Here is a 26,582-nt window from a genome sequence, read left to right as displayed (position 1 = left end):
TAATGAATTTATTTTTACGTGAACATATCCCTTTCATCTGTTTCTCAATCATTCAGCTATTTGTCGTTCTAACTGTTTATTGGCTGGATGGATATAACCACTTATCTACTGCGTTATATAGTGTGTTTTTAGGAGGATGCTTTTTAATTGCGTTTTTACTTTATCGCTACTTTAGCCATCGTAGATTTTATAACAAATTATCCAACCCTTCTGAAACATTAGAGGACTCCTTAGAAGAACTCGATTCCACTCCATTATCAGTAGCACTTCAGCGTGTGTTAAAGACACAATACAGTCAATATCATCAACAGTTAAAGACTTGGGAATATAAACAAAAAGAGCACCTTACATTTATTAATCAATGGGTGCATCAGATGAAAACGCCCCTATCAGTTATTGAACTGATCACACAAGAAGAGAATGGGGAGGTTTTTGAAAGTATTGTGGAAGAAGTAGATCAAATGCAGTACGGATTAGAAATGGTCTTATATATGGCGCGATTACAAACGTTTGAGCAAGATTTTTATGTGGAAAGAGTTTCGTTACAGGAAATCGTTCAAGAAGTAATCCGTGAAAATAAACGTCTGTTTATCCGTAGCTATGTTTATCCAGAAGTAAAAGTAAAACAAACTATTATGGTAGAAACCGATAGAAAGTGGCTTCGGTTTGTTATTCATCAAGTGATATCCAATGCCATTAAGTATTCAGCAGGAAGTAGAAAAAACGTTACTATTACTACATTAGAAGAAGAGCGCTCAGTAATCCTTGAAATACACGATCATGGTGTGGGAATTCCAAAAGAAGACCTCCCAAGAGTATTCCGCCCATTTTATACGGGAATAAACGGTCGGAAATTTAAGGAATCTACTGGGATGGGATTATATCTTGTGAAAAATATTATAAAAAGATTGGAACATGATATTGAAATAAAGTCGGAAGTAGGAAAAGGAACAACAATCTGTATTATTTTCCCTTATGCAAATCGTTAGAACGGTATTTAGTTTGACTTTTCAGAAACATTACAGACCTGTTAGATATATGAAAGGTTAATCGATATGAGAAGAAGGGACGCTTAGATAAACTTAGGTTATTAAAAGATAAAAAGGAGCAAAACGATATGGAAATATTAAAGGTCTGTGAACTGAGTAAAATCTATACAGGAAAGGTATCTTATGAAGCGCTCACCGACATTAATTTGAGTGTGAAAAAAGGGGAGTTTGTAGGAATAATGGGACCATCAGGAAGTGGAAAAACTACTTTGTTGAACATGGTTTCTACTATTGATTCTCCCACATCAGGAGAAATATTGATTAATGGAGAAAATCCATATCAATTATCTCAAAATGAACTGGCATTATTTCGAAGACGTGAATTAGGTTTTGTGTTTCAAGCATTCAATCTTCTTACAACATTAACTGTAAAAGAAAATATTGTTCTTCCTCTGACGTTAGATGGTACTAAAGTTGAGGATATGAATCAGCGTGTAGAAGGTATTGCAGAAAAATTAGGCATTCAAGATATATTAAATAAACGAACATATGAAATATCGGGCGGACAAGCACAAAGAACAGCAATTGCACGTGCTCTAATTCATAAACCTAAATTATTACTTGCAGATGAGCCGACAGGAAACTTAGATTCAAAAGCGGCTAATGATGTAATGGAGTTATTAAAACGATTAAATAAAGAACAAGATGCAACAATGATGCTTGTTACGCACGATCCAGTGGCTGCAAGTTTTTGTGATCGCGTTGTATTTATTAAAGATGGAAAATTATATAACGAAATTTATAACGGAGAAAACCAACAAATGTTTTATCAAAAAATTATAGATGTACTTGCATTACTAGGAGGTCGTAAGCATGACTTTTCAAAGATTCGCTTTTAATAATATCATTCGAAGTAAGCGGACTTATGCTGCACACTTTCTAAGTAGCTCATTTTCAGTTATGGTTTTTTTCACATATTCACTCTTACTTTTTCATCCTGATTTACAAGGAGAACTAGCCTCCACAAGTAAAACAATGAGCCTTTTAGGAACAATGGGGATGCAAATCTCTCAATATCTCATTTTTGTATTTTCATTCTTCTTTCTTTTATATTCGGTGAGTTCTTTTTTAAAAACAAGAAAAAAAGAATTTGGAATTTTAATCATGCATGGTATGACACCGGCGCAGTTAAATAAATTAATTTTTTTAGAAAATATGTTAATTGGAGTCGCTTCAATTACACTTGGTATCTTAATTGGTTTGATATTTTCAAAGCTCAATTTATTGGCAAGTGAAAATATATTAGCGATTGATAAGGGTCTTCCTTTTTACGTTCCTATAAAAGCTGTCTTTACGACAACTGGCGCATTTTTGATTCTGTTTCTAGTCATTTCGTTGTTTACTTCTAAAATGGTAAAAGCAAACAAGTTAATTGATTTGATGAAATCAGAGGAAAAGCCAAAACCAGAGCCAAAGGCATCAAAAGCATTAGCATTCCTTTCCGTATTATTAATTGGGTTAGGGTATGGATGTGTGTTCTATTTCGTACTAGAAAGAAACTTCATTATGCCTTACTTACTTGGAGGAGTAGTTTTTGTAGTGGTAGGGACATATTTTCTATTTTCACAGTTGAGCGTGTATGTAATACGTGTCTTAAAGAAAAAAGACACTGTATTTTTTAATAAAACGAACCTACTTACCATATCTGAATTGGCTTATCGTATGAAGGATAATGCAACTATGTTCTTTATGCTAGCGATTGTTTCCGCGGTGGCTTTCACAGGAATTGGTACATGTTTAGCAATGGGAAATAAGGGATTAACGGAGATGATCAATCCATTTGCATTTACCTATACCTCGTTAGGCGAGAATCCCCAAGAAGGAGAGCACATTACAGAAATAAAAAAACAACTCACTCGTTCAAATTTTTCTTATCAGGTAGCGGTTACGAATCCTAAATTCACGGAAAATAATTTAGTGCTAATCAAAGTATCAGAGTATAACAAGTTTGCAAAAATCTTCGGGTATGAAATGGAAAAGATAGATAATGATCAAGAAGCGATTATAGTACCCTCAATAATTTCGCAAAAAGAAAAGTATGCAAGAGGAAAAGATATACCCGAGAAAATAGATGTAGTACAGGAAAACTTAGAGATGTCCCTTGGGGTCAAGAAGGCAGTCCCGTATATAGTTCTCCCAAATACAATTGGAGCTATTATTGTTGTTTCGGATTCTTTGTACGATACAATCCCGAATAGAAAGACAGAAGATGATTCTTACGTAATGAAAAGTCAATATGGATTTGTAGTGGAAAATTGGGAGAAATCAAGAGTGGTTACAAAAAAATTAGAAGCAACAATGGGTAATAATAATTCGGTGCAAGCACATCATTATTTTAAAGCATTGTATTCTGAATGGATTTTTTCGAAACAAGAGAACGGTATTTTACTTATTGTCAGTGTATTAGTAGGGATCGTATTCTTTACGTTCGCAGCCAGTCTTTTATATTTCAGGCTATATGCAGATTTAGAAAGGGAACAACAACAATATGAAATGATTGCGAAGGTCGGTCTAAGTAGAAGAGAGCTAAAGAAAATCGTAACGCGTCAGCTTACGTTAATGTTCTTCTTGCCTTTAATTATAGCGATTATTCATAGTGGTGTCGCTTTTATAGCCTTGCAACAGCTAATTGACTTCTCTGTTTTAAAGATGTCCATTTTAATTATACTAGCCTTTATATCCATTCAAAGTGTGTACTTTTTCACTGTCCGTTGGCGTTATTTACAACGGTTATATAAAAAAATCATGTAACGTATTGATAAAACAAGCAAAGAGGAGAAAAAGAAATGAAAAAAGTAATGAAAGTGTGTATGGCAGGAGTTGTATCAATTTCTATGTTAGGGGCTTGTTCTTTTGGAAAGAAAGAAGAACCAAGGAATGCCGCTTTATTGATTGGGGAAGAACAATCATTAAAAGAAATAGTAAGTCAACATAAAAGTGAAATTAAGACCAACACTTTATATAAAGTGAAAAAAGCAGAAACTGGCGGTAAACAACTATTAATTATGGAACGAAAAACTGCAGAGAAAATGGTTGAGATAGGTGTGTTGAGAGAATCAGATAATGATAATGAAGTATGGAGTTCAGATCCAATAAAGTCATTACCTTCTGCTCCAAAAGGTAAAGCTGTATTATTGGCTAGTAAGAAAAATAAAAAAATTAAGGAATTAACAATTAATGAAAAGAAAATAGAAGTCCAGTATGCTAGCGATACTTGGTTTGGTCACTATCGTAATTCAGATTATGAGGAGCTGATTGTAATTGTTGACAATACTACTTTCAATCAAATCCCTGTAAATGAAACATCAATGGAAATCCTTCATTTCAATAAATCGTATGGTGAAGATAGACCATATAACACAGATGATGTTACGGCTGTACAAGCAGAAACTGAATGGAAAAAACTCACTAAAACTATGGGGAGTCAAGTGGATGTATTAGATGCGGTTTCTATTATAAAAAAATAATGAAAATATATTTAATACAGAAAAACCAGGATGATTTTAAGAATTTATCCTGGTCTTTTTTATTACATTTTTTTAGAAATATCATCTGTCGAAAAAAAAGATAAACAATGGAACAAATGAAACTTGTATCATGTCTATATATTGAAACCATATTAAAAGTGAGGGCAGCTTTATGTTTATTCAAATAAGTTTGAGGTGTGGAAATGGAACAGAAGTTTATTGAAAAATGTAATCATGATGAGCTTGACTATGTTATAAAAGACTATTGGCAAGATGTATGGAATTATTCATTTATTATTACGAAAGATCCACACTTATCAGATGACATCACACAAGATGTATTTATTAAGGTTTTTAAACATTGGAATTCGTTTCGAAAGGAGTCATCTATTAAAACGTGGATATTAAAAATTACAAGAAATACGGCAATAAACTATTTGAAATCCTCTTATTTTAAAAGGATATCTTTAGTGGGATTTTTTAGTGACGATAAGCAATCTCCATCGGCAGAACAAGAATTTTTTAATCAAGAGGAAATGAATGATGTGTGGGATGTTGTATTAAAACTACCTAAAAAACACCGCGAAATACTAATATTGGACGCGAAATATGAATTATCTTATGAAGAAATGGCTGAAACATTAGGTGTATCCATTGGAACAGTCAAATCTAGGTTAAGCAGAGCAAGAAGTAAAGTTTCAAAATTAATAGGGGAGGGTAGAAGTGATGAACAGTAAAAAAAATCCTGACTGGTATAGCAAATTAAAAAATGGACCAATGGAGCGTCGTAAAGATGAAGAAGCATTTATTTATAAAATAAAGCAATCGATATACCAAAATAGTGAAGTAGACTCTGTACCATACAAGAGACCATTTCGTAAAAAAGCATTGCCTATTGTAGTTGTTTTGGTTTGTACAATGTTATTTTTTATTGTTCAACAACCTTGGCTTGATGATAATAAATCACCGGTACAAAGTAGTACTCAAATTAAGCCTAAAACAAAAGATGAGTCTGCTCAAGATCCATCATTAAAACAATTTATGAATGAGTTATATCGAAGTACAAATTCAAAAAATGAAAATGACCTGTATAGAGCGTTAAATGATGAAGTTCTATTTAAAGGGAAAAGTTATCAGAAGGATGAATTGAAGTTTGATGAGGATATTTTTCATGAGTTGCAAGTCGCTCTTACAATGGGGGGAGAATTTGCAAATGATACAAAGAAAGCATACAAAGTACCAAGTGGATTGACAGAAAGTAACCAACCAAAGCAATCGCATTTTATATATGCAACTGTTACTGGAAATAAAACGAAAATTTTAGCTGAACCAAAACGAGAATCACAAGTTTTATATGAAGTATCTAATGAAATGGTAAAAGCTTTGATTCCAGAAAAAGTACAGAATGATGGATTTATAAAAGTATCGACAATTAACGGTTATACTGGATATGTACAAAAAGAGTATGTTTTAACTGATATTAAATATTCTTTCATATTTGAAAAGAATGATGAAGGTATATGGGAAATAACGAATATAGATTCTATATGGTAAAAGAGGAAGGTTCACTTTAATGAACCTTCCTCTTTATCTTTATCCTCTTTTTGAAGTGAATTCCAGCACTCTAAAATTTCTGATGTAACGAGAGCAGCAATATTTTTTTCCGAATTACTACCAGGAATAACGACAGAAATAGCAATTTTTGGATCTTCGGTAGGAGCATATGCAATGAAAAGAGAATGATTTATCATTCTTTCTTGCTCGTTCGGAGAGCCAGTTATCCCTGTTTTACCCGCGACATGAAAGGGCAAGTTTTTAATCTCCTCTATATTTTGACTCATCCCACCTTGCACGACACTCCAAAATTTCATAGGATAACGATTTGAACTTTCTAAGAGTGGTTTAAACTTTTTTGTTTCCTTATCGTCTTGACCAATAATAGCACTTACGATTTGAGGTTTATATTTATCACCTTTACTTGCCAAAGTTGCTGCATATTGAGCAAGTTGTAGAGGGGTGTGTACTTCATTTCCTCCCCAAGATGCATTTAATAAAGCAGAGATTCCATTTTCAAACTTATTAGATGGATGAAATTCATATTCTCCGTCTTCTTCAAAGGGTAAATCAATACCAGTTTTAGAGCGGAGGCCAAATTGCTTTAAATAATCTGTCCATATATTTGCTACTTTTTCTATATTCCCATTATTTCGGTTGAATAAGGGGAGAGCTACTTTTGCTGTCATAAATGTATTTGATGAATTAATGATAGCTTGACTCGGTGTAATTTCACCTGTTGGTGTTCCAGGAGCATTGGTGATGTTATTTTGATTATCATACTGAAAACTACCATTATCCAAATATGTATCCTCAGGTTGAAAAAGCTTTTCGTTTAATCCGATTAAAATAGTAAGTGGCTTTATAGTAGAGGCCATATTTACATAAGATTCACCATATTTTAATTTTTGAATCGCTTTATTTTGCGAAAGGGATTTAATGTTTTCTTTTTTAGATGATACATGTGTATTTAATATATTTGGATCAAAAACTGCCGAATTGGCCATAGTTAATATTGCGCCAGTTTTTACATCGGTTACTACTGCATAACCAGCATTAGCATCAGGTACTTTCTTAATTTGAGATCTTAGTGCTTCCTCTGTTTTTTGCTGCAATTTAGAGTCTAAAGCTAGCCGGACATCTTTTCCTTTTTGTACTTTTTGAATGTTCCATAAGAACTTTTTATTATTCATTTTAAAAATCAGAGTTTTTCCGGGTTTTCCTTTTAAATCATTTTCATATTGAAACTCAATCCCACTTTTACCAACAGGTACATTTTTAGAATTAAGGTCATTTTCTACATACCCAATTACTTGTGAAGCAATTTCGTTCTTTGGATAATATCGAATGAATTCGTCTTTGATCACTACATTTTTAGGTTTATTCTTGTTTATGAATGAAATTTCATTTTCATTTATATCAGAGTATAAGGATATTTCATTCATAGTCTGCTTATTACAGGATTGTTGTAATTGAGATTTTATGTCCTCTGTAGAAATGTCATGTTGAAACTCGTTTGAAAATTGATTGAAAAAAGCTAATGTGTTTGATGTATCTTTATTCGATAGTTTTTCATCATTAGAAGTGCAATATAGAGACTTAACTTTCTTATTTGTAGCTAGTATTACACCATTTTGATCAAGAATTTTTCCTCTTTCAGCTGAAGAAGTTGCGATAGTAATTGAAATGAAGTTGATTTTTAATAAAATTAGTAAAATCACACTTACAATAGAAAGAACCGCAAAAAATCTCCATCTTTTCGTATGTAACATATAACCCTCCCTTATGTAGCCTATTCCATCTTATAGTTAATTATTTTTTTTGTAAATGTGGAACAACTTTATGATTTAGATTGTCTATTAAGTATTACAGCATGAAGAAAGGAACAATCAGTATGAAAAAAAGTACATGTTAATAGTAAGTCTATGTGTAAGTTTAATATGAGTCATTATACAGTTTAGCATTTCTAATGCAGGCGACAAAAAAATAGAGAAAAAAACAGGAAGGGAGATTTATCAATTACACGGCTAAACCAAAAGGAATGGATGCTTACAAGGATTTAACAAAAAAGATAAGACACTATTATAACTGAATAGTGGTTTCTAATATATAGGGAACGCTTTTAGTATATTTATTTACTAAGTATTAGTGAGGATTTCCTGAAGAATTATATGGAGGATTTATGAAAGAACAAAAAGTAAAGAAACAGAAGACATATATATCTATTCGATTGAATATAATGTTCCTTTGCATATTTGTACTATTCTCAGCTATTATTATGCAGCTAGGAAAAGTACAAATCGTTGAGGGAGAGGCTTATAAGAACCAAGTGGAAAACAGTCAAAATGAAACAACTAGTATACCAGTTCCACGTGGACAGATTCTAGATCGAGAAGGGAAAACGGTCGTTAATAATAAATCTCTTCGCACAATTACGTATACAAGGGTGAAGGGGATTACGAGTGAAGATATTTTAAAAACAGCAAAAGACTTGGCGAAGGTACTTGAAATGCCTGAGCAAGATATAAATAAATTAACCGATATCGATAAAAAAGATTTTTGGATGCAATTGAATACGAAACGTGCGGAATCAAAGATTACTAAAAACGACATAGGAAAGTTTAAAGAAAAGGGAATAGAGGGAAAAGAACTAGACAAAAAAATTCAAGACTTAAGACGAAGTCGCGTTACAGAAGTAGAATTGGCAGAATTAACAGCACAAGATTTAAAACTGTTAGCTATTAAAAGTAAAATGAGTTCAGGTTATCAACTGACACCACAAATTATAAAAAAAGATGTGACAGATCAAGAATATGCGCGGATAAGTGAAAAACTTGCGGAGTTTCCAGGAGTAGATACAACAGTTGATTGGGAACGTAATTATGTAAATGGTAATTTATTTCGTTCCGTGTTAGGTAATATTACAAGTAGTGAAGAAGGATTACCGAAAGAAAACTTAGATTCTTATTTGGTACGTGGATATAACCGTAATGACCGTGTAGGAAAAAGTTATATTGAACAACGATATGAAGATGTATTACACGGCACAAAAGAAGAAGTGAAAAACATTACTGATAAATCAGGAAACATTATAAACACAGAAATAATCTCTAAAGGAAAAAGTGGTAATAGTTTAACATTAACGATTGATATGGAATTACAAAAGAAAGTGGAAGAAAGTATAGAGAAAAATTTGAGAGCTTTTAAGAGTTCAGAGCCACTGTTGGACCGAGCGTTTGTCGTCATGACAAATCCAAATAACGGACAGATTTTATCTATGGCAGGCAAAAAGATTGTAGAAAAAGAAGGGAAAATAGAGATTGAGGATTTGGCATTAGGTAACATGACAACTTCGTATGAGCTAGGGTCAGCTGTAAAAGGCGCAACGTTATTAACTGGATATGAGACAGGGGCAATACAGCCAGGAGATCAATTTTATGATGCACCGATGAAATTTAAAGGTACACAAGCCAAGAAATCATGGAATGTATCCGGATTTGGTAATATTAATGATTTACGAGCTTTACAAGTATCTTCGAATGTATACATGTTCCAGACAGCTTTAAAAATTGCGGGAGTTAATTACGTACCGAATGGTTCATTGGATATTAAACAAGAAGCATTTGATAAAATGCGTTATTATTTTAAACAATTTGGTTTAGGGGTACCAACAGGTATTGATTTACCGAATGAAATAATTGGGCAAACGAGAAAAGTAGATAGTCAACCTGGGTTTTTACTAGATTTTTCTATCGGTCAGTATGATACGTATACACCATTGCAATTGGCACAATATATTTCAACTATTGCAAATGGTGGATATAGAATGCAACCCCAAATTGTACAAGAAATACGAGAGCAATCAATAAAAGAAGAAGAGGTCGGTAAAGTTATACGCTCTATAGAGCCTGTCGTATTAAATCGAGTTGATATGAAGAAAGAACATATTGATCGGATAAAAGAAGGTTTTAGATGGGTATTCCAAGAAGGTGATGGAACTGGCGTGAAGTATTTCAAAAATGCGCCATATAAACCAGCAGGAAAGACAGGGACAGCTCAAACTGTATATGGTGGAGATGATCCAATTGGTAGAAATGCAAAAGGAGAACGTATGGAATGTTACAACTTAACATTAGTTGGATATGCTCCATATGATAATCCAGAAGTAGCATTTTCTGTAGTAGTCCCATGGCTTCATGATGATAAAAATGGAATTAATTCTATAATTGGAAAGGAAATTTTAGATGTATACTTTGATTTAAAAAAGCAACGTATGCATGGTGGAGCTGCTAGTACAGATAGTTCGAATCAAAGATAGTAAAATTTGTGCACTTTTCTCAGGGGAAGAGACCCTGTTTATATAAAAGCCTTTATAAGTTAAAGAAAAAGGAAGATTTGAAATAAGAGATAGCGGCTATCATAGTTGCTATCTCTTACTTTTGTTAATATCTTGGCTACTAGTTAAAAAGGTTTTAAATTTATGGAACAAACTTGTTTCTTAGATGGTCTATTATGTGTACGTATAAAAACAGGTTTTCAAATAGGATACAGTGTATTGAATTTACTACTTGTTTTCAGTATTGAAAATTTGAAAGGAATGATGATTTTGAAAAACAAGAGGATGTTAAAAATAGGTTTATGTGTTGGTATATTAGGTTTAAGTCTTACAAGCCTAGAAGCTTTTACAGGAGGGGCATTGCAAGTTGAAGCGAAAGAAAAGACCGGACCAGTTAAACATAAAAATCATGCGACGTATAAAGAATTCTCTCAACTTGAGAAAAAATTTGATGCTCGATTAGGTGTATATGCTATTGATACTGGTACAAATCGAACAATTGCTTATCGACCTAACGAAAGATTTGCCTTTGCATCAACCTACAAGGCATTAGCGGCAGGAGTATTGCTACAGCAAAACTCAACTGAGAAATTAAATGAAGTTATCACTTATACGAAAGACGACTTGGTGGAATATTCACCCGTTACAGAGAAACATGTAGATACAGGCATGAAACTTGGGGAAATTGCAGAGGCGGCTGTTCGTTCCAGTGATAATACCGCCGGGAACATTTTATTTAATAAAATAGGCGGACCTAAAGGATATGAAAAAGCACTTAGACAGATGGGTGATGGGGTTACTATGGCTGATCGCTTTGAGCCAGAGTTAAACGAAGCTACTCCAGGAGACATTCGTGACACTAGTACAGCGAAAGCCATTGCTACCAATCTTAAGGCTTTTACGGTCGGAAATGCACTTCCAGCTGATAAACGTAAAATTCTTACAGAGTGGATGAAAGGAAATGCTACAGGAGACAAACTTATTCGTGCAGGCGTACCAACTGACTGGGTAGTTGGAGATAAATCAGGAGCTGGAAGTTATGGGACACGGAATGATATTGCTATCGTTTGGCCACCGAACAGGGCACCTATTATCATTGCAATCTTATCTAGTAAAGATGAGAAAGAAGCTACCTATGATAATAAATTAATTGCAGATGCAGCTGAAGTTATAGTTAAGGCTCTTAAATGATAATTTCTCAATTCTTTATGTAATGTAATTGAAAATAGGAACCTAGAAAGCGATTCTTTTTACTGTGAAAAGAATCGCTTTTTTGTATTCCTATAATGAATAGTAAGTATATAAGCGAAAATTATTATTTCATGGACAATTTATCCCCTAAAGTGCATGAGGGAAATTTTCTCCTGTGGTGTTCGTAGCAATATGATTATTATGTATACGATAATAATATTTTGGAGTAGTTAAGCTAGATACTCCTATATGGATATGTAATTTTACATATCCATATAAAAGACACATATGTGTTAATCACTATTAAATTATATTGAAATCATTTTTAAGTAAGGGATTCATATAGATTTAAGGGAATCAAAGAATTTTTATGTTTAATTATCATAGTATAATTATTTCACTTTATGAAATGAAATTTGTATTTAACTTTTTTAAATATAATATTTTTAAATTCGAATAATAAATATCTGAAAAATTAAATTTAATCAATGTGATTTTCAGGTTTACTTATGAAAAACATAGTGTTTAAAATGAGGGGGAAGTAAGGTCCTTATATTCTATCAAAAATAAATAAAAAACGAGATACGATTACTCTATCGGAAAAATTTCTATCCTCAAGTGTGTGTGATGAAATCCTAACGTTAGGTTGTACAAAATTTACGATTAAAACTGTAAAAAACAATAGTGAAGAGGTGTACGGAATGAAGAATAAAATTATGACAGGATTTTTAATAACATCAATCGTTACTGGAGCGACTATTCCTATCAATACTCTCGCAATGCCAATCGTTCAGGCAGAAACGAAACAAGATAATATAGATATTTCCTCAGCATTACGAAAAATAGGTGCACACTCCAAATTAACACAAACCTTTATAGATGGAGCCTTAGCAAGTCCGAATGTGCAACTTGAAGAAGTTCCATCTTTAAATACAACTCAATTTCTAATTAAACAAGATATGAAAGAGTGGTCATCAGAACTATATCCAAAATTAATTCTACTAAATTCAAAAAGTAAAGGATTTGCAACCAAATTTAATAGCTATTATCCAACATTAAAAGGATTTGTAGATAATAAGGAAGATAAAGAAGGGTTTATAGATAGACTGGAAGTTCTTCAAGATATGACTATAACAAACAAAGAAAACGTGCAACGTCAGATTAATGAGTTAACAGATCTTAAACTACAGGTAGATAAGAAACTGAAAAATCTTGATACAGATGTGGTAAAAGCACAGAGTGTACTTAGTTCAGAGGGAACAGGAAAAATAGACAAGTTAAAAAATGAAATGCTAAATACAAAAAAATCAATTCAAAATGATTTAGAGCAAATAGCATTATTACCAGGAGCTTTAAATGAACAAGGGCTAAAGGTATTCCAAGAGATTTATAGCCTATCAAAAGATATCATTGAACCGGCTGCTCAAACAGCGGTAGTAGCGTATAACAAAGGAAAAGAAATAAATAAATAATACTATTGTAGAAGCAGAGAAGAAAGCAGAGCAGGAAGCAACAGAAAAGGGAAAATCAGCTATAGAAATTGAAGCTGCCAAAAAAGAAGCACGTGAAGCGATAGAGAAAAGTAAAAAAGGTGAAATTGCTGCAGCTGCAGTTACAAAAACGAAAGAGTATGATCTTATGAAAGTGATTGATCCTGAAAAAATAAAAAAAACATATAGTACCTTTGCCGAAATTAATAAACTAACAGCAGAGCAAAGAGTATATTTAAATGATTTAGAGAAACAAAATCAGAAATTATATGACTTAACAACTAAATTAACAGTAGCAGATTTACAAAAATCAATGATTCTTTTCATGCAAAATGATTTGCATACATTTGCTAATCAAGTAGATGGAGAAATTGAGCTAATGAAACGTTATAAAGAGGATTTGAATCTAATAAATAATAGTATTACAAAATTATTGACTGAAGTTGATACTAGTAACACTCAGTCTCAAAAAGATACATTAAGACGACTAAAAAATGTAACAAATCAACTCGAAGAACAAGTTTGTAAATTTTAATATTAAGAATTTAGGTTTAATAAAAAGATAATAACTCAATTGAAAATAAGGAGGAGAATCAAATAATGAAATTTCCATTTAAGGTCATAACTTTGGCCACTTTAGCAACGGTTATAACTGCTACGAATGGTAGTACTATTCACGCACTTGCACAAGAACAGACAGCACAAGAACAGAAAATAGAAAATTATGCGTTAGGATCTGAAGGGTTAAAGAAAGTGTTGGCTGAAACAGGCTCTCGTATTCTTGTAATGGATTTGTACGCAAAAACAATGATTAAGCAACCGAATGTAAATTTATCCAACATTGATTTAGGTTCAGGAGGGGGAGAATTAATCAAAAACATTCACCTGAATCAGGAACTGTCACGAATCAATGCAAATTACTGGCTAGATACAGCGAAGCCAAACATTCAAAAGACAGCACGTAATATTGTAAATTATGATGAACAATTTCAAAATTATTACGACACACTAGTAGATACTGTAAAAAAGAAAGATAAGGCGGGCCTCAAAGAAGGAATAGGGGATTTAATCGGTACAATTCATACAAATTCAAATGAAGTTACGGAAGTTATTAAGATGTTAGAAGCTTTCAAAACAAAGTTGTATACAAATACTGTAGATTTTAAAAATAATGTTGGAGGTCCAGATGGACAAGGGGGATTAACGGCTATATTAGCGGGAAAACAAGCACTATTCCCACAACTTCAGGCCGAAATTGAGAATTTACGTTCTACGCAGAAAGCACATTTTGATAATGTATTAGCCTGGTCAATTGGTGGTGGATTAGGAGCAGCTATTTTAGTTATTGGAACGATTGCAGGAGCGGTAGTAATTGTTGTGACCGGTGGCACAGCGACACCAGCTGTTGTTGGTGGTCTAACAGCTCTAGGGGCAGCTGGTATCGGTTTAGGAACAGCAGCTGGTGTTGAGGCATCTAATCATATGAACTCCTATAATGAAATTTCGAATAAAATTGGAGAATTAAGTATGAAAGCTGATTTAGCTAACCAAGCAGTTATTTCACTTACTAATACAAAAGACACTTTAACATATTTGTATCAAACAGTTGATCAAGCAATTATGTCTCTAACAAGTATTCAGCAACAATGGAATACGATGGGAGCGAATTATAAAGATCTATATGATAATATCGACCAAATGCAAGAACATAAACTTTCTTTAATACCTGATGATTTAAAGGCTGCAAAACAAAGTTGGAGTGATATTCATAAGGATGCAGAATTCATTTCAAAAGACATTGCTTTTAAACAAGAAAAAACAAATTAAAAATCAATATATATGTATAGGAGGAATTAAAATGAATAAAAACTTTCCTTATAAACTACTTGCTGTATCGACGTTTTTAACTCTGACAACAACTACTGTAGTTTCTCCAGTGGCAGCCTTCGCAAGTGAAAGTAAAATGGAACAAACTAGTACCGAAGATATATCTCTTTCTGTAAACAGCGAAAAGATGAAAAAAGCTTTGCAAGATGCTGGGGTATTTGCAAAATCCATGAATGATTACTCTTATTTGTTAATTAAAAACCCAGATGTTAACTTTGAAGGGATTGACATTAAAGGATATACAAATCTACCTAGTCAAATTCTACAAGATCAAAAGAATGCAAGAGAGCATGCTACGAAATGGGAGTCACACATAAAAAAACAACTTTTAGATACACTGACGGGGATTGTAGAGTATGATACTAAATTCGACAATTATTATGACACATTAGTAGAAGCGATTAATGAAGGGGATGCAGACACATTAAAAGAAGGCATGACAGATTTACAAGGTGAGATTAAACAAAATCAAGCATATACACAGAATTTAATACAAGAACTAGCTAAGTTAAGAGATAGTATTGGAGAAGATGTCCGAGCATTTGCAGGTCATAAAGATATTTTGCATTCGATTCTGAAAAACCAAGCATCTGGAATTGATGAAGATGAAAAGCGCCTAAATGAAGTTTTAGAGCAAGTAAGACATTTTAAACAAGTAGAATCAGATGGAATAATAACTGTATCAATTCCCTCAATTCCTACGTGGATTGCTGGTGGTGTAATGATAGGGGTAGCAAGAAATAATTTAGGTACGTTAGAGCCGTTGTTAGCACAATTACGTCAGACTATAGATTATAAAGTAACATTAAATCGTGTAGTTGGTGTTGCGTATAATAATATTAATGAAATGCACAATGCGATTGGATCGGCTATTAATGCACTTACCTATATGTCTGCACAATGGCATGATTTAGATTCTCAATATTCGGGAGTGCTTAGTCATATTGATAAAGCATCCCAAAAAGCGGATCAAAATAAATTCAAATTCCTAAAACCTAATTTGAATGCAGCGAAAGATAGTTGGAAAACATTGAGAGCGGATGCGTTTACATTAAAAGAAGGGATAAAAACATTAAAAATGGATCCTGTTTCTTCAAAAAAATAGCGTAATACAGTATTTGTTGCAAGGGCATTTATACAGTTATAAAATGATTTTTTGTTCTTTATAAATTGAAAAGACGGAGGTATCATCAGGCCTCTGTCTTTTATTTTATTGAAATATTTTTATAATTCCATCCTATATGCGGAAAATAGTTATACAAGTTTGAAATTTTAAAGTGAATGATTTTTATGAATTTTCCCATAAAACCTAATCTATGATTAGTGAGCTTTATATTCTTATTTTCCTAATTGAATACTTTTATACAATTAGATGGAAGTTAACAATACTAAATCAAAACATAATAGGTTGTTATTGATGAGTTTATCGTAAAGTTGTTATTTTATGTGTCATCAAATAACATTTATAAACAATTAGAAATAAAGAAAAGGAGACTATTATGAGGAAAAATAGAGTATTAGATACAACATAAATAGCGTAAAAAATTTTTGGTGTAAAAACGTAATAAATAAAATAATAATCCTTAAATGTACTAAGGGAAAATGAGGGAGATAATATGGGGAATAACTCAAAATATAAAACTAGAAAAATACTTGCAGCTACTGCTACAGTAACTATGCTTACGACTGGAATGGTTTCTTCATCAGATGTCTTTGCAGAGGAAACAAAGCAGCAAAAAAAAATATCGACATCACTGCAAGAGGAAAAGCCAGTTAAATCAGAAAACAGAATATATACAGTCCCAGGAAAAGGGGATGTTGAGGTACTGAAACAACAGGAAAGAAAAAGTATGGCATTTAGTCCATATGAACCCACTGGTTTATATGCAAAGCCAAATGAACAAATAACGATTAATGTAGAAGGAAATCAAAATATTCAAGCATACATTGGAACGTATTCGTATGATGCTTCTTGGAGAGAAGATTCTAAAATAAAATCATTTACATTAAAACCTGGTATAAACACAATCCAATCTCCAAATGGGGGGATGATTTATTTTTATAATAAACAACAAGGTGGTACCATTCGAACAACAGTCACAACAGGTGGAACGACTACTCCCTTTTTTGAACTAGGAAAGCATACGAGACAAGATTTAATAAACATGCTGGACCAATATCCCAATGCACATGCAGTGGAGTTAAAAGGAGAACGTGTATTAATTACGGCCAGCCCTGCACGTGTTAAGAAATATTTGTTAGGTTCTAATACAGATCCTGTACAACTCTTAAAAAAGATGGATGAAGCTACTCGAATTCAAGACAAAGTAGCTGGTTTATCCGAGGAACAAGTAGATAAACATTATATTCATTACGTAGAAGAAAATCATTCTCCCGATTATTATATGTATGCAACTTCTTATCGAACCGCATATGTAGGAGATGCAATCCAATACGTGTTAGATATTAATAAATTTATAAAAGATGGCTGGGGTCCTTGGCATGAGGCAGGGCATTTGAGACAGCAATCACCTTGGAAGTTTTATAATATGACAGAAGTACAAAATAATATTTACAGCCTTTCTGTAGAAAAAGCATTTACATCTAATCAATCTTTTAGATTGCAACAGGAGGGCGCTTATACTAAGGCATTTCAATACTTAGAACAACCTAATAAAAATTATGACGAAGTTAGTGATGTTTTTGTTAAGCTTGTTATGCTTTGGCAACTACAGTTAGCATATGGAGAGGACTTCTATCCTAAATTGCATCAATTGTATAGAGACATGTCTTCAAGTGAACTTCCACAAACTGATGAAAATAAAAAACAATTATTTATGATTTCGGCATCAAAAGTAGCCAAACAAAATTTGATACCTTTCTTTGAGAAGTGGGGATTGCGTCCAAATAACGATACCATTCAAAAAGTGGCTGCATTAGGATATCCAATTTTAACAGCAGAGATTTGGAAGGGTACGGATTCTAATCCAATTAAACCAGATGTGCCTAATGAAAATAATATTTTTGAAGGAAGCCAATTTGCATGGTCACTAAAAGGGATTAGTGATTTCGAATTTGCTAAAATCAATTTCAATAAGTCGACAGAAGAAATGAAAATTGACTTAAAAGCAGGCATACCACATCATTATTTTAATGAAACGTATGCGAGTATTAAAGTACAAAATGCATCAGGAAAAGTAGTATACAATAAAGACATTTATGGAAACAAGCAACAAAATGCTGAATCGCAAAAAGTTCCAGTTAAAGTAGGAGATTATATTGAGTTAACACATCTAGAAGGTGTGCATAGAGCTACTTTCACAAATGTAGATAACAGTAAACAAGAAAGCTTTGGAAAAAAAGCAATGTACGAAGTTACAAAAGAAGGCTTGAAGAAAGTAGAAAAAATGCCAAAAGCAACAATTTTAGATGGAAATCAATTTGGCTGGTCACTAAAAGGAATTAGTGATTTCGAGTTTGCTAAAATCAATTTCGATAAGTCGGCAGAAGAAATGCAAGTGGACTTAAAAGCAGGTGTACCGCATCATTATTTTAATGAAACATATGCGAGTATTAAAGTACAAAATGCATCAGGAAAAGTAGTATACAATAAAGACATCTATGGAAACAAACAACAAAATGCTGAATCGCAAAAAGTTCCAGTTAAAGTAGGGGATTATATTGAGTTAACACATCTAGAAGGTGTGCATAGAGCTACTTTCACAAATGTAGATAATAGTAAACAAGAAAGCTTTGGAAAAAAAGCAATGTACGAAGTTACAAAAGAAGGTCTGAAGAAAGTAGAAAAAATGCCAGAAACAACGGTTTTAGACGGAAATCAATTTGGTTGGTCTTTAAAAGGATATAGTGATAGAGAAATTGCAAAAGTAAATTATAATAGGGTAACAGAGAAAATACAGGTGAATTTAGAAGCAGGCGTACCACATTCTTATTTTAATAATACGTATGCAAGTATCAAAGTACAGAATTCATCCGGTAGTGTTGTGTACAATAAGGAAATAGTGGGAAATAGACAGCAAACTGCTGAAAGACAAACTGTGCCAGTCAAAGTGGGAGATTATATCGAGTTTACCCATATAGAAGGGGAAGCAGTAAAGGAAAAGACACGGGCTACACTTATTAACCTTGAGAATAATAAACAAGAATATATAGGTAAAAAAAGAACCTATCAAGTTACTTCTACGGGATTAAGCAAAATAGATTAATATGAATAAACTTCAAATTATTAGTAAGATGCCAAATAGTCGTTCATTATGAACGGCTATTTGGCTTTTATTTATATAAAAGTGAAATATAATCCAATGTTTAATGATTTATTAGAAGTAAAAAGGTAGGTATTATATAAAAGAAAATGAATAATTTATGCAGAGCTTGTATACGGTATTATTATTTGACTATTCTAAAATCAATTGATAAAAACGCTGGAATGTTTTTTAGAAAACAACTGACTCCATAGGTGGAATTTGGAAGATTAATTCTATTTTGGAGTTTATTTTTATAAGGAAATTCACATACGTGGATTAGTATTAAGATTCAAAATGTAAAATATCTAAAGACCTAAGTACAAGCACACATTTTAAATAAAAAAAGTGAGAAGAATGAATAACATTCTTCTCACTTTTAGCAATTAGGGTCGGCATATACATAAATATGCGTTTGAGTGGAATTTTGGATGAAAAATCCACATGCATAGTATACCAAAATATTTAAGGCCCTTCGTATGCAATATTGCATACGAAGAGTAGGTGGATATAATAGTTAACTTACTTCTATTAAAAGTAAAATGTGTTTATATTAAAAAAGTTAAAATCAAATTGAAGCTGGTTAAGATCTTAATTCTTCATAGCTACCTAATTAATCAATTCTAGCTACTGAGTAGGAAAGAGTTAATTAATTTGAAAATGATTTGAGTAGGTAAATTCTCGGTTATACTTAATTACTGCAATATATGTCCCTTTAGTATATACATTTGTAATTGGTGTTCTCCAAATTTCTAACCCTTTAGGCGTAGTAATAAATTCTGGTTCAATTGTAATAAAGCGTTGTAAAGTGCCGTCAGGGTGAACCTTGAAAATCTTCATTTTGGCACCAAAATGCGCTCTACCAAAACGTTGAGTTAAGTAGAAAGTATCTCCTGTTATGAGGTGTTCAATATTCCAGTCGGGTTGGTATGTACTATTTTCAGCTCCCTATAAATCAAAGGCTACGGGAAATATGGTAATAGCAATTCTCACATTATTGAGGGACTGGAAAAACAACAAAGACGTTCTCAAATGCATGTATAGATATTTATAACAAAGATTCAAAAAAGAATAGGTAATATAGCTATTGGAATAAGATTGTTTTTGTCTATCTCCTGAAAAGGAGGATGGACAAACCATACCAAAGAAACTTGCATTTCATTATCTATAGAAGTGTAATGTCATTAAAGTGAGATAGGATACAGGCTAATATTGAGAAATGTAAAGTTTGTAGAGTTTGAAACAAATTAAAGAAGTAACATAAGGGATTTACGCATATAGTAATGTCGACGGATAAAGTTAACGGAATATTCGTTTTAATAAGATAAAATAATAGTATTTTTATCTTATAATATTGTTACTACGATGAAATAAGGCTAATAATTAGTTAACTTAAAAATTAAATTCAGATAGGAAGAGGATAATGAAGACCAGAGATAATTATAAAATTATTGTGATTGGCGCTGGGACTGCAGGACTATCTTCTACTGCACATTTGTTACGAAATGTATCCCTATTGAAAGAAAGTATAGCTATTATCGATTCATCTAAAAAACATTACTTCCAACCACTATGGAGTTTAGTTGGGGGAGGAATTGTTTCAAAGGAATGTACGATGCGTGATCAAGAATCACTTATTCCAAAAGGAGCAACGTGGATTCCTAAAAGTGTTGTTAAGTTGTTTCCAGATCAAAATAAGATACTTTTAGATGATGGAATGCTACTTGAATATGAGATTCTTATTGTAGCAGCCGGTATACAAATAAATTGGGGTGGTATTAAAGGCTTAAAGGAGTCTATTGGGACTAATGGGGTTTGTAGCAATTATTCTTATAAATATGTTGATTCTACTTGGAGAGAAATTGAAAAATTCAAAGGAGGAAATGCGATTTTTACCCACCCCAATACTCCTATTAAATGTGGTGGCGCCCCACAAAAAATTATGTATTTAGCAGAAGAGTATTTTTGTAATAGCGGTTTGAAAAACAGAAGTGAAGTAATGTTTTATTCTGCGAACGCTAACATATTTCAGGTACCGCGTTATGCTGAAACATTAGAACAAGTACTAGAAAGAAAGCAAATTATAACGAACTATAATAAAAACTTAGTAGAAATTATAGCTGAAAAGAGAGAAGCAATTTTTGAAGATACGCAAACACTGAAACGAGAAACAGTACCATATAGTATGATACATGTTGTTCCACCAATGGGGCCACCTAACTTTATTAAAGAAAGTGAGATAAGTGATCATCAGGGGTGGGTAGATATAAGTCCTTATACTTTGCAGCATGTAAAATATAAGAATATTTTTGGACTTGGAGATTGTACCAATTTACCTACATCTAAAACTGGAGCGGCAATTCGAAAACAAATACCTGTCTTAAAACAAAATATTTTGGACGTACTTAATGGAAGAGACTTGCAGGCTAATTATGATGGGTATACATCCTGTCCGATTGTTACAGGATATAAAAGTCTTATACTCGCTGAATTTAACTATGAACATGAGCCTCAAGAAACGTTTCCGTTTAATCAAGCGAAAGAACGGTATAGTATGTTTTTACTTAAAAGGTATATGTTGCCCTATATGTATTGGAATTTAATGTTGAAAGGGATTCTATAAGGAAAGATAGAGAGTTGTTGTAACAACCGAGAAGTAATTTGAAATAAGCATTTGGAGGGAATAGCTATGCTTTTAAAATATTTTTATGATGAAAAATTAGCTCATGCTTCCTATTTAGTTGGTTGTCAGAAGGAAGGCGTAGCAATTGTTATTGATCCCAGCCGCTATATAGAACAATATATAGAATTTGCTAAGAAAGAGGGAATGGAAGTAATTGCTGCGGCTGAGACTCATATTCATGCAGATTTTCTATCTGGGTCTAGAGAACTTTCCCTTCTTTTTAATGCAAATTTATATGTATCAGATGAAGGAGATAGTGATTGGAAATATCAAAATCTTAACGAGGGCCGATACAATTTGGTTAGAGAGGGAACGGAGTTTAAGGTTGGTCATATAAAATTCAATGTCATTCATACCCCAGGGCATACGCCTGAAAGTATTTCCTTTTTAGTAACCGATACAAGTCAAAATAATTATATGAATGATAAACCGATAGGAATATTCACAGGTGATTTTATATTTGTAGGAGATATAGGTAGACCCGATTTATTAGAAATTGCTGTTGGTATTAAAGATACCGCAAAAATAGGAGCGAAACAATTATTTGATTCTATACAAAAAATAAAAATACTCCCCGATTATTTGCAAATATGGCCATCACATGGTGCAGGAAGTGCATGTGGAAAAGCATTAGGAGCAATTCCAACTTCCACATTAGGTTATGAAAAGATGTTTAATTGGGCGTTTCAATGTAATGATGAAGATAATTTTATATCGAATTTATTGACGGGACAGCCAGAGCCTCCAAAGTATTTTCCATTAATGAAGCATTTAAATAAGTATGGTCCACCAACTCGTAAGAAGAGAGAGATTACTGCTATTTATATAATAGAAGAACTTCAAGAAGTGATGAGGGGTGTTCAGCAAATAGTTGATATAAGGGATGTAGAGTGTTTTGCTGCTGGCCACATCGAGAAGTCAATTAACATACCTTATAACAATTCTTTCACAACTTGGTGTGGGGGGATATTAGATTATAAAAAAGAAACTTTAATAATTTTAGATGCGGAAAATGTTAAAGTGGAGGAAGTTATTAGAGACTTTGAGTCCATTGGCTTAGATAATATTATTGCTTTTGCACCTTCAAAGGTAATTCAAAGATTCCATAGTTTAGAGATTTATAAGGAAAAAACATCAAATGAATTATATCCGTTAATAAAAGATGGAAGTGTAAAGGTTATCGATGTGCGTAGTAAAAAAGAGTGGGATGAAGGACATCTTCATGATGCAATACATATCACTTTAGGTAATCTACTTGAACGGCTAGATGATGTACCGAAAAATTGTCCAATAGTTTTACAATGTCGAACGGGTTTACGTTCCGCTATAGCAGCTAGCATTTTACAAAAAGCTGATATAAAGAAAGTAGTTAATTTAAAGGGAGGATTTCTTGCATGGAAAAAAGCAGGACTGCCTTATGATACATTTAATTCCAAGGTATAGGAAAATATTTTTTACTAATTTATATGAATAGGAATTGGAGCGATTTTATCGATTTCTGACAAAAGACTCCTTTCTTAAAAATGTGAAGGTGTAAAACGTCAATTTTAAGTGGGGGATGCATGTCGGTTGGCGTAAGCCAAAATGTTTTTAACCATATACTTGTACAGATTGATCTTTGAAAACTGAAGATATGAGGTTGGTTGCAGAAAATTCGTTGCAATCGTAAAATTTTCAACGTCCTATCGTCCCGCGCTTGCCGAAATTGCGAAAATCAAGCTAAAGTAGGAAACGTGGTGAGGCAACGTAAAAGACACTTCAGTTCCCACCATAGGAACTACGGGCGGATCCTACTAAGATAACTGGTGGGTACACCGATGTTCACAGAAATCTCCCACTTCAAAAAGGCCGCAAAGTCGTTAAGTGGGAGTAGTTCAAAATCTTACAGTTATATTTGAGTATTCAGCCCATTTTTCAATTTTGCTGGTGATATATTACTTAACTTAATGGCGATGGAGTTAGTTCTCAGAACCTAAGAAAGCTTTAGAATACTATTATAGTTGATCAAGCACATGAACTAGGCACCTAATTATTTCAGAAGATTTCTCGATTTGTTCTGCATCAAAATCTGAAAGGTTCGCATTAAGAATATGTTTTAGTTTTTCCTCCCTTTCTAAATGACAATTTAAACCACTAGGCGTAAGCCGGACTTTGACAACTCTCCGATCGTTATTTGAACGAACACGCTCAACGTAGCCTGCTTGTTGTAATCCATTGATTAATTGAGTAATACCAGCGGCGGTAGTTTCTGCTTGATCAGCTAATTCTTTGACTGATAATTCACCTTCTTCAGCTAATACTTTAAGAGTTCGAGCATGGACCATTGAAACTGCTCCTAATGTACGAGTAGCTCGCCCTCTTAAACGTCCATCGGCTGCAGTCAGACTATATATAGCCTGACTAAGTTCGTCTATTGCAGTTATCTTATTTATAGAATTTGTCATAATATCACCATTTTCTTATTAACTAAGTACTTAATTATATGAAGTTAACATTAACATATGGAAAAGAGTAGAGTCAAATTAAGTATAGATTTGCTGTTCTTTTCCAAGCAATAGTATATCTACTTACTTTGAATCCTAAATAAAACGACTTAGTTTATAGACTTGACAAAAGTAGATAGTATACTTCATCATATTAATTAAGTACTTAATCATTAAGTACTTAATTACATTGTAAAGGATGATTATTATGACTCAACGTTCACAATCTCAAGGATGGGCTTTAGATATAGCTCTTGCACTTGGTGGGTTTGATGCTTTGCACCCTGAAGCAAAGGCAACTATGGAACAGTTAGGACACGACCACACTGATTTTGATAAAGTTTTTTCTCAAGTAAAGAGTGGAGCAATGATACCAAAAGCATGGGCCACGGTTGCTGCTCAAGCTCAAGAACGAGCAAAACATTATGAACAAAAAGGATTCACAGTTACTGCCCGTGATCTGTATCAGCGAGCTGCTGTTATGTGGGGACGTGCACAATATTCATATTTTAATGATGATCCACGAAAATTAGCGTTTCGAGAGCGTTGTAACGAATGTGTGGCAGCTATTTCGTCACTTGGAGGGGGAACGGTACAACGTATAGTATTAGAATTTGAAGGCAAACAGATATATGCACTACTTCATTTACCTTCAGGTGAAATTCGTAATGCACCAGCAGTAATATTAGGCCCAGGTATGGATATGATTAAGGAAGATTATATACAGATTGCGCAACGCTATTATACGTCTCGTGGTATCGTAGCTCTATCAATTGAAGGACCAGGTCAAGGTGAATCTGTATCAGGAGGTCTAAAAGTTGATTTGACTAATTACGAACGCGCCGTTAGTTGTTATATTGATTTTCTATCAAAACGACCTGAGGTTAATCCCAATCGGATTGGATTTTTTGGCATCAGTATGAGTGGGTATTGGGGGATGCGGGCTGCTGCAAGTGATAATCGTATAAACGCTTTAGCAACTTTTGAAGGTGTATATGGCGAATTTGATACCATCTTCAACCGAGCACAGCCGAGTTTCAAAGCAAACTTTATGTATATGTCGGGCTACACTGATGAGGTTGCTTTTGAAAACGAGCTGAGTAGCCAGATGAACCTATGGAAATTGGCTCCAAAGATTACTTGTCCAGTCTTCATGGGAATAGGAGAATTTGATGAACTAACCCGTTTGGAAGAAGCATTAAGTCTTTATGAGCTTGTAGAAGCACCAAAAGAGCTGCGCGTCTACGAGAATGAATTCCATCCGCTTGGTGGAGTAGCTGCAGAAATTTTCCGTTTTGGTGCAGAATGGGTAGAACTTGCGCTTGAAGGTAACGTTAAAACTCACTATGATGAACGCTATTACATGCACCGTGATGGCGATGTCACTGAGGGGACTGCATTTCCAACCTATTGGCTTGGTGCTGAGCCAGCTGAAATTAAAGCACGTAAAAAATGTAAAACATTAAATGCTTGTAAAAATTAATAGATTTACTCCGATTCAAAAAAAGGTTCTGCAGTAAGTGTCAGGTCCGTTTTGTTATGTATCTATTATTTAACGAATTGAAGCGACGTAGTAAATAAAGAAGTTATTATTCATCAAGATGGAATAGTTGGAAAATTTCAAATCTAATAAAGTATACAAAGAAAAGACACTCTTCATAGAGTGTCTTTTCTCCTACTTGAACCATCTTAATTTTAATAACATCCATTTCTTCTTACAATTACAAATATATCAGCTATCTTTCATATCACATTTATTTTACTATATTAATCTATGGGAATTATTGAGAAATATGATTCGTAACTATTTATATTAAAATCCATCAAAATAGCGAACGTATTTTCGTAAAATAGGTTGAATATTTGGGTTAAGTAGGAATATATTAAGAGCGAATATTCTGTAATGGGGATAATGCAGTGTATGACTATTCACTTTGCCCAAACAATACAGTATTTTGCCTAGATCCTGTGTCATTTTTCGTATCCGTTTCTTGCTTGAAATTAGGTTATGATCCACTACAAACAAAGTTAGCAGTAGTTATTGATACGGCAAGACCAGGTTCTGTTGTTTTAGCTGCTACTAAACCACTAAAACAATTAGTTATAAAATTACGGTTTGGTTTTATGTACCTCCATCAACTACAAATTCACAATAGATTTTGCATTTTCATATCTCTGCA

At 33.2% G+C, this 26,582-nt stretch carries 17 protein-coding genes and 3 pseudogenes; 16 read left to right on the top strand and 4 right to left on the bottom strand.

All coding sequences use genetic code 11. The features are described 5' to 3' along the window. Positions 1–2: 2 nt before the first annotated feature. The 6 genes from ABH957_RS17600 to ABH957_RS17575 all read left to right on the top strand — a co-directional run bounded on the left by ABH957_RS17600 (position 3) and on the right by ABH957_RS17575 (position 6,070). On the top strand, positions 3–989 hold the full coding sequence (locus tag ABH957_RS17600) for a sensor histidine kinase (RefSeq protein WP_002017026.1): 987 nt from the start codon (positions 3–5) through the stop codon (positions 987–989). A gap of 128 nt (positions 990–1,117) precedes the next feature. Next, positions 1,118–1,888 (top strand): ABC transporter ATP-binding protein, encoded by a 771-nt coding sequence (locus ABH957_RS17595; protein ID WP_404455299.1) that lies wholly within the window; start codon positions 1,118–1,120, stop codon positions 1,886–1,888. Continuing rightward, positions 1,863–3,800, top strand: a complete 1,938-nt coding sequence (locus tag ABH957_RS17590) for an FtsX-like permease family protein (protein ID WP_404511872.1) — start codon at positions 1,863–1,865, stop codon at positions 3,798–3,800. The genes ABH957_RS17595 and ABH957_RS17590 overlap by 26 nt, the downstream gene beginning before the upstream one ends. A gap of 35 nt (positions 3,801–3,835) precedes the next feature. Further along, complete coding sequence (locus ABH957_RS17585; protein WP_002127456.1) at positions 3,836–4,516, top strand: lipoprotein BA_5634 family protein; 681 nt, start codon at positions 3,836–3,838, stop codon at positions 4,514–4,516. Positions 4,517–4,719: 203 nt separating this feature from the next. Then, positions 4,720–5,253 carry an RNA polymerase sigma factor gene (locus tag ABH957_RS17580; RefSeq protein WP_002127457.1) on the top strand — a complete coding sequence of 178 codons (534 nt, stop codon included), beginning with the start codon at positions 4,720–4,722 and terminating at the stop codon, positions 5,251–5,253. Beyond that, the gene (locus ABH957_RS17575) at positions 5,243–6,070 is read left to right on the top strand and encodes an SH3 domain-containing protein (RefSeq protein WP_002127459.1); all 828 of its coding nucleotides are present in this window, start codon (positions 5,243–5,245) and stop codon (positions 6,068–6,070) included. The genes ABH957_RS17580 and ABH957_RS17575 overlap by 11 nt, the downstream gene beginning before the upstream one ends. A gap of 11 nt (positions 6,071–6,081) precedes the next feature. Here ABH957_RS17575 and ABH957_RS17570 read toward each other — a convergent pair whose 3' ends face one another. Further along, entirely contained in the window at positions 6,082–7,842 is a 1,761-nt protein-coding gene (locus tag ABH957_RS17570; RefSeq protein WP_404490966.1) for a peptidoglycan D,D-transpeptidase FtsI family protein, read from the bottom strand. Positions 7,843–8,252: 410 nt separating this feature from the next. Between ABH957_RS17570 and ABH957_RS17565 the strand changes: the two genes are divergently transcribed. Further along, entirely contained in the window at positions 8,253–10,388 is a 2,136-nt protein-coding gene (locus ABH957_RS17565; RefSeq protein ID WP_404455311.1) for a peptidoglycan D,D-transpeptidase FtsI family protein, read from the top strand. Positions 10,389–10,670: 282 nt separating this feature from the next. After that, positions 10,671–11,597 (top strand): class A beta-lactamase Bla1, encoded by a 927-nt coding sequence (gene bla / locus ABH957_RS17560; RefSeq protein ID WP_404491022.1) that lies wholly within the window; start codon positions 10,671–10,673, stop codon positions 11,595–11,597. A gap of 7 nt (positions 11,598–11,604) precedes the next feature. Here bla and ABH957_RS17555 read toward each other — a convergent pair. After that, positions 11,605–11,691 (bottom strand): annotated as a pseudogene (locus ABH957_RS17555) (undecaprenyl-diphosphatase); the annotation flags it as partial. Between the two features lie 607 nt (positions 11,692–12,298). Here ABH957_RS17555 and hblC point away from each other — a divergent pair. From hblC to ABH957_RS17535, 4 genes and pseudogenes are all read left to right on the top strand, one after another. Next, positions 12,299–13,622: pseudogene (gene hblC / locus ABH957_RS17550) on the top strand (hemolysin BL lytic component L2). A 62-nt stretch (positions 13,623–13,684) separates the two neighbouring features. Further along, positions 13,685–14,914, top strand: coding sequence for a hemolysin BL lytic component L1 (hblD, locus tag ABH957_RS17545; protein ID WP_404511958.1), 1,230 nt, complete (start codon positions 13,685–13,687; stop codon positions 14,912–14,914). A gap of 31 nt (positions 14,915–14,945) precedes the next feature. Beyond that, positions 14,946–16,079, top strand: a complete 1,134-nt coding sequence (hblA, locus tag ABH957_RS17540; protein WP_404455317.1) for a hemolysin BL binding component B — start codon at positions 14,946–14,948, stop codon at positions 16,077–16,079. A 511-nt stretch (positions 16,080–16,590) separates the two neighbouring features. After that, positions 16,591–19,200, top strand: a complete 2,610-nt coding sequence (locus ABH957_RS17535) for a putative mucin/carbohydrate-binding domain-containing protein (protein WP_404511871.1) — start codon at positions 16,591–16,593, stop codon at positions 19,198–19,200. Positions 19,201–19,881: 681 nt separating this feature from the next. Here the strand turns inward: ABH957_RS17535 and ABH957_RS17530 are convergent. Next, positions 19,882–20,136: a DUF5065 family protein gene (locus ABH957_RS17530; RefSeq protein ID WP_080118804.1), complete on the bottom strand. Its 255-nt coding sequence runs from the start codon at positions 20,134–20,136 to the stop codon at positions 19,882–19,884. Positions 20,137–20,659: 523 nt separating this feature from the next. Between ABH957_RS17530 and ABH957_RS17525 the strand changes: the two genes are divergently transcribed. Together ABH957_RS17525 and ABH957_RS17520 are read left to right on the top strand one after the other, a co-directional pair. After that, a complete protein-coding gene (locus ABH957_RS17525; protein ID WP_016126968.1) occupies positions 20,660–21,859 on the top strand; it encodes an NAD(P)/FAD-dependent oxidoreductase in 1,200 nt (399 codons plus the stop codon). A 66-nt stretch (positions 21,860–21,925) separates the two neighbouring features. Next, the gene (locus tag ABH957_RS17520; RefSeq protein WP_016126969.1) at positions 21,926–23,362 is read left to right on the top strand and encodes an MBL fold metallo-hydrolase; all 1,437 of its coding nucleotides are present in this window, start codon (positions 21,926–21,928) and stop codon (positions 23,360–23,362) included. Positions 23,363–23,913: 551 nt separating this feature from the next. Here ABH957_RS17520 and ABH957_RS17515 read toward each other — a convergent pair. Beyond that, positions 23,914–24,363: a MarR family winged helix-turn-helix transcriptional regulator gene (locus tag ABH957_RS17515; RefSeq protein WP_404511869.1), complete on the bottom strand. Its 450-nt coding sequence runs from the start codon at positions 24,361–24,363 to the stop codon at positions 23,914–23,916. Between the two features lie 247 nt (positions 24,364–24,610). Between ABH957_RS17515 and ABH957_RS17510 the strand changes: the two genes are divergently transcribed. Then, the gene (locus ABH957_RS17510) at positions 24,611–25,885 is read left to right on the top strand and encodes an alpha/beta hydrolase (RefSeq protein WP_404455328.1); all 1,275 of its coding nucleotides are present in this window, start codon (positions 24,611–24,613) and stop codon (positions 25,883–25,885) included. 434 nt (positions 25,886–26,319) lie between these two features. After that, a pseudogene (locus ABH957_RS29475) lies at positions 26,320–26,511 on the top strand (Y-family DNA polymerase); the annotation flags it as partial. Positions 26,512–26,582: the final 71 nt, after the last annotated feature.

It is taken from the genome of Bacillus sp. RC242, from assembly GCF_044908245.1.
GTDB classification, from domain to species: Bacteria; Bacillota; Bacilli; order Bacillales; family Bacillaceae_G; genus Bacillus_A; species Bacillus_A mycoides.
This window is presented reverse-complemented; position numbering and strand designations above follow the sequence as displayed.

Excerpts from the sequence above, each read along its gene's own strand:
- ABH957_RS17535 (WP_404511871.1), top strand. The coding sequence starts at position 16,591 with ATGGGGAATAACTCAAAATATAAAACTAGAAAAATACTTGCAGCTACT.
- ABH957_RS17585 (WP_002127456.1), top strand. The coding sequence starts at position 3,836 with ATGAAAAAAGTAATGAAAGTGTGTATGGCAGGAGTTGTATCAATTTCT.
- ABH957_RS17595 (WP_404455299.1), top strand. The coding sequence starts at position 1,118 with ATGGAAATATTAAAGGTCTGTGAACTGAGTAAAATCTATACAGGAAAG.
- ABH957_RS17580 (WP_002127457.1), top strand. The coding sequence starts at position 4,720 with ATGGAACAGAAGTTTATTGAAAAATGTAATCATGATGAGCTTGACTAT.
- bla (WP_404491022.1), top strand. The coding sequence starts at position 10,671 with ATGATTTTGAAAAACAAGAGGATGTTAAAAATAGGTTTATGTGTTGGT.
- ABH957_RS17575 (WP_002127459.1), top strand. The coding sequence starts at position 5,243 with ATGAACAGTAAAAAAAATCCTGACTGGTATAGCAAATTAAAAAATGGA.
- ABH957_RS17520 (WP_016126969.1), top strand. The coding sequence starts at position 21,926 with ATGCTTTTAAAATATTTTTATGATGAAAAATTAGCTCATGCTTCCTAT.
- ABH957_RS17525 (WP_016126968.1), top strand. The coding sequence starts at position 20,660 with ATGAAGACCAGAGATAATTATAAAATTATTGTGATTGGCGCTGGGACT.
- ABH957_RS17515 (WP_404511869.1), bottom strand. The coding sequence starts at position 24,363 with ATGACAAATTCTATAAATAAGATAACTGCAATAGACGAACTTAGTCAG.
- ABH957_RS17570 (WP_404490966.1), bottom strand. The coding sequence starts at position 7,842 with ATGTTACATACGAAAAGATGGAGATTTTTTGCGGTTCTTTCTATTGTA.
- ABH957_RS17590 (WP_404511872.1), top strand. The coding sequence starts at position 1,863 with ATGACTTTTCAAAGATTCGCTTTTAATAATATCATTCGAAGTAAGCGG.
- hblA (WP_404455317.1), top strand. The coding sequence starts at position 14,946 with ATGAATAAAAACTTTCCTTATAAACTACTTGCTGTATCGACGTTTTTA.
- ABH957_RS17565 (WP_404455311.1), top strand. The coding sequence starts at position 8,253 with ATGAAAGAACAAAAAGTAAAGAAACAGAAGACATATATATCTATTCGA.
- ABH957_RS17600 (WP_002017026.1), top strand. The coding sequence starts at position 3 with ATGAATTTATTTTTACGTGAACATATCCCTTTCATCTGTTTCTCAATC.
- ABH957_RS17510 (WP_404455328.1), top strand. The coding sequence starts at position 24,611 with ATGACTCAACGTTCACAATCTCAAGGATGGGCTTTAGATATAGCTCTT.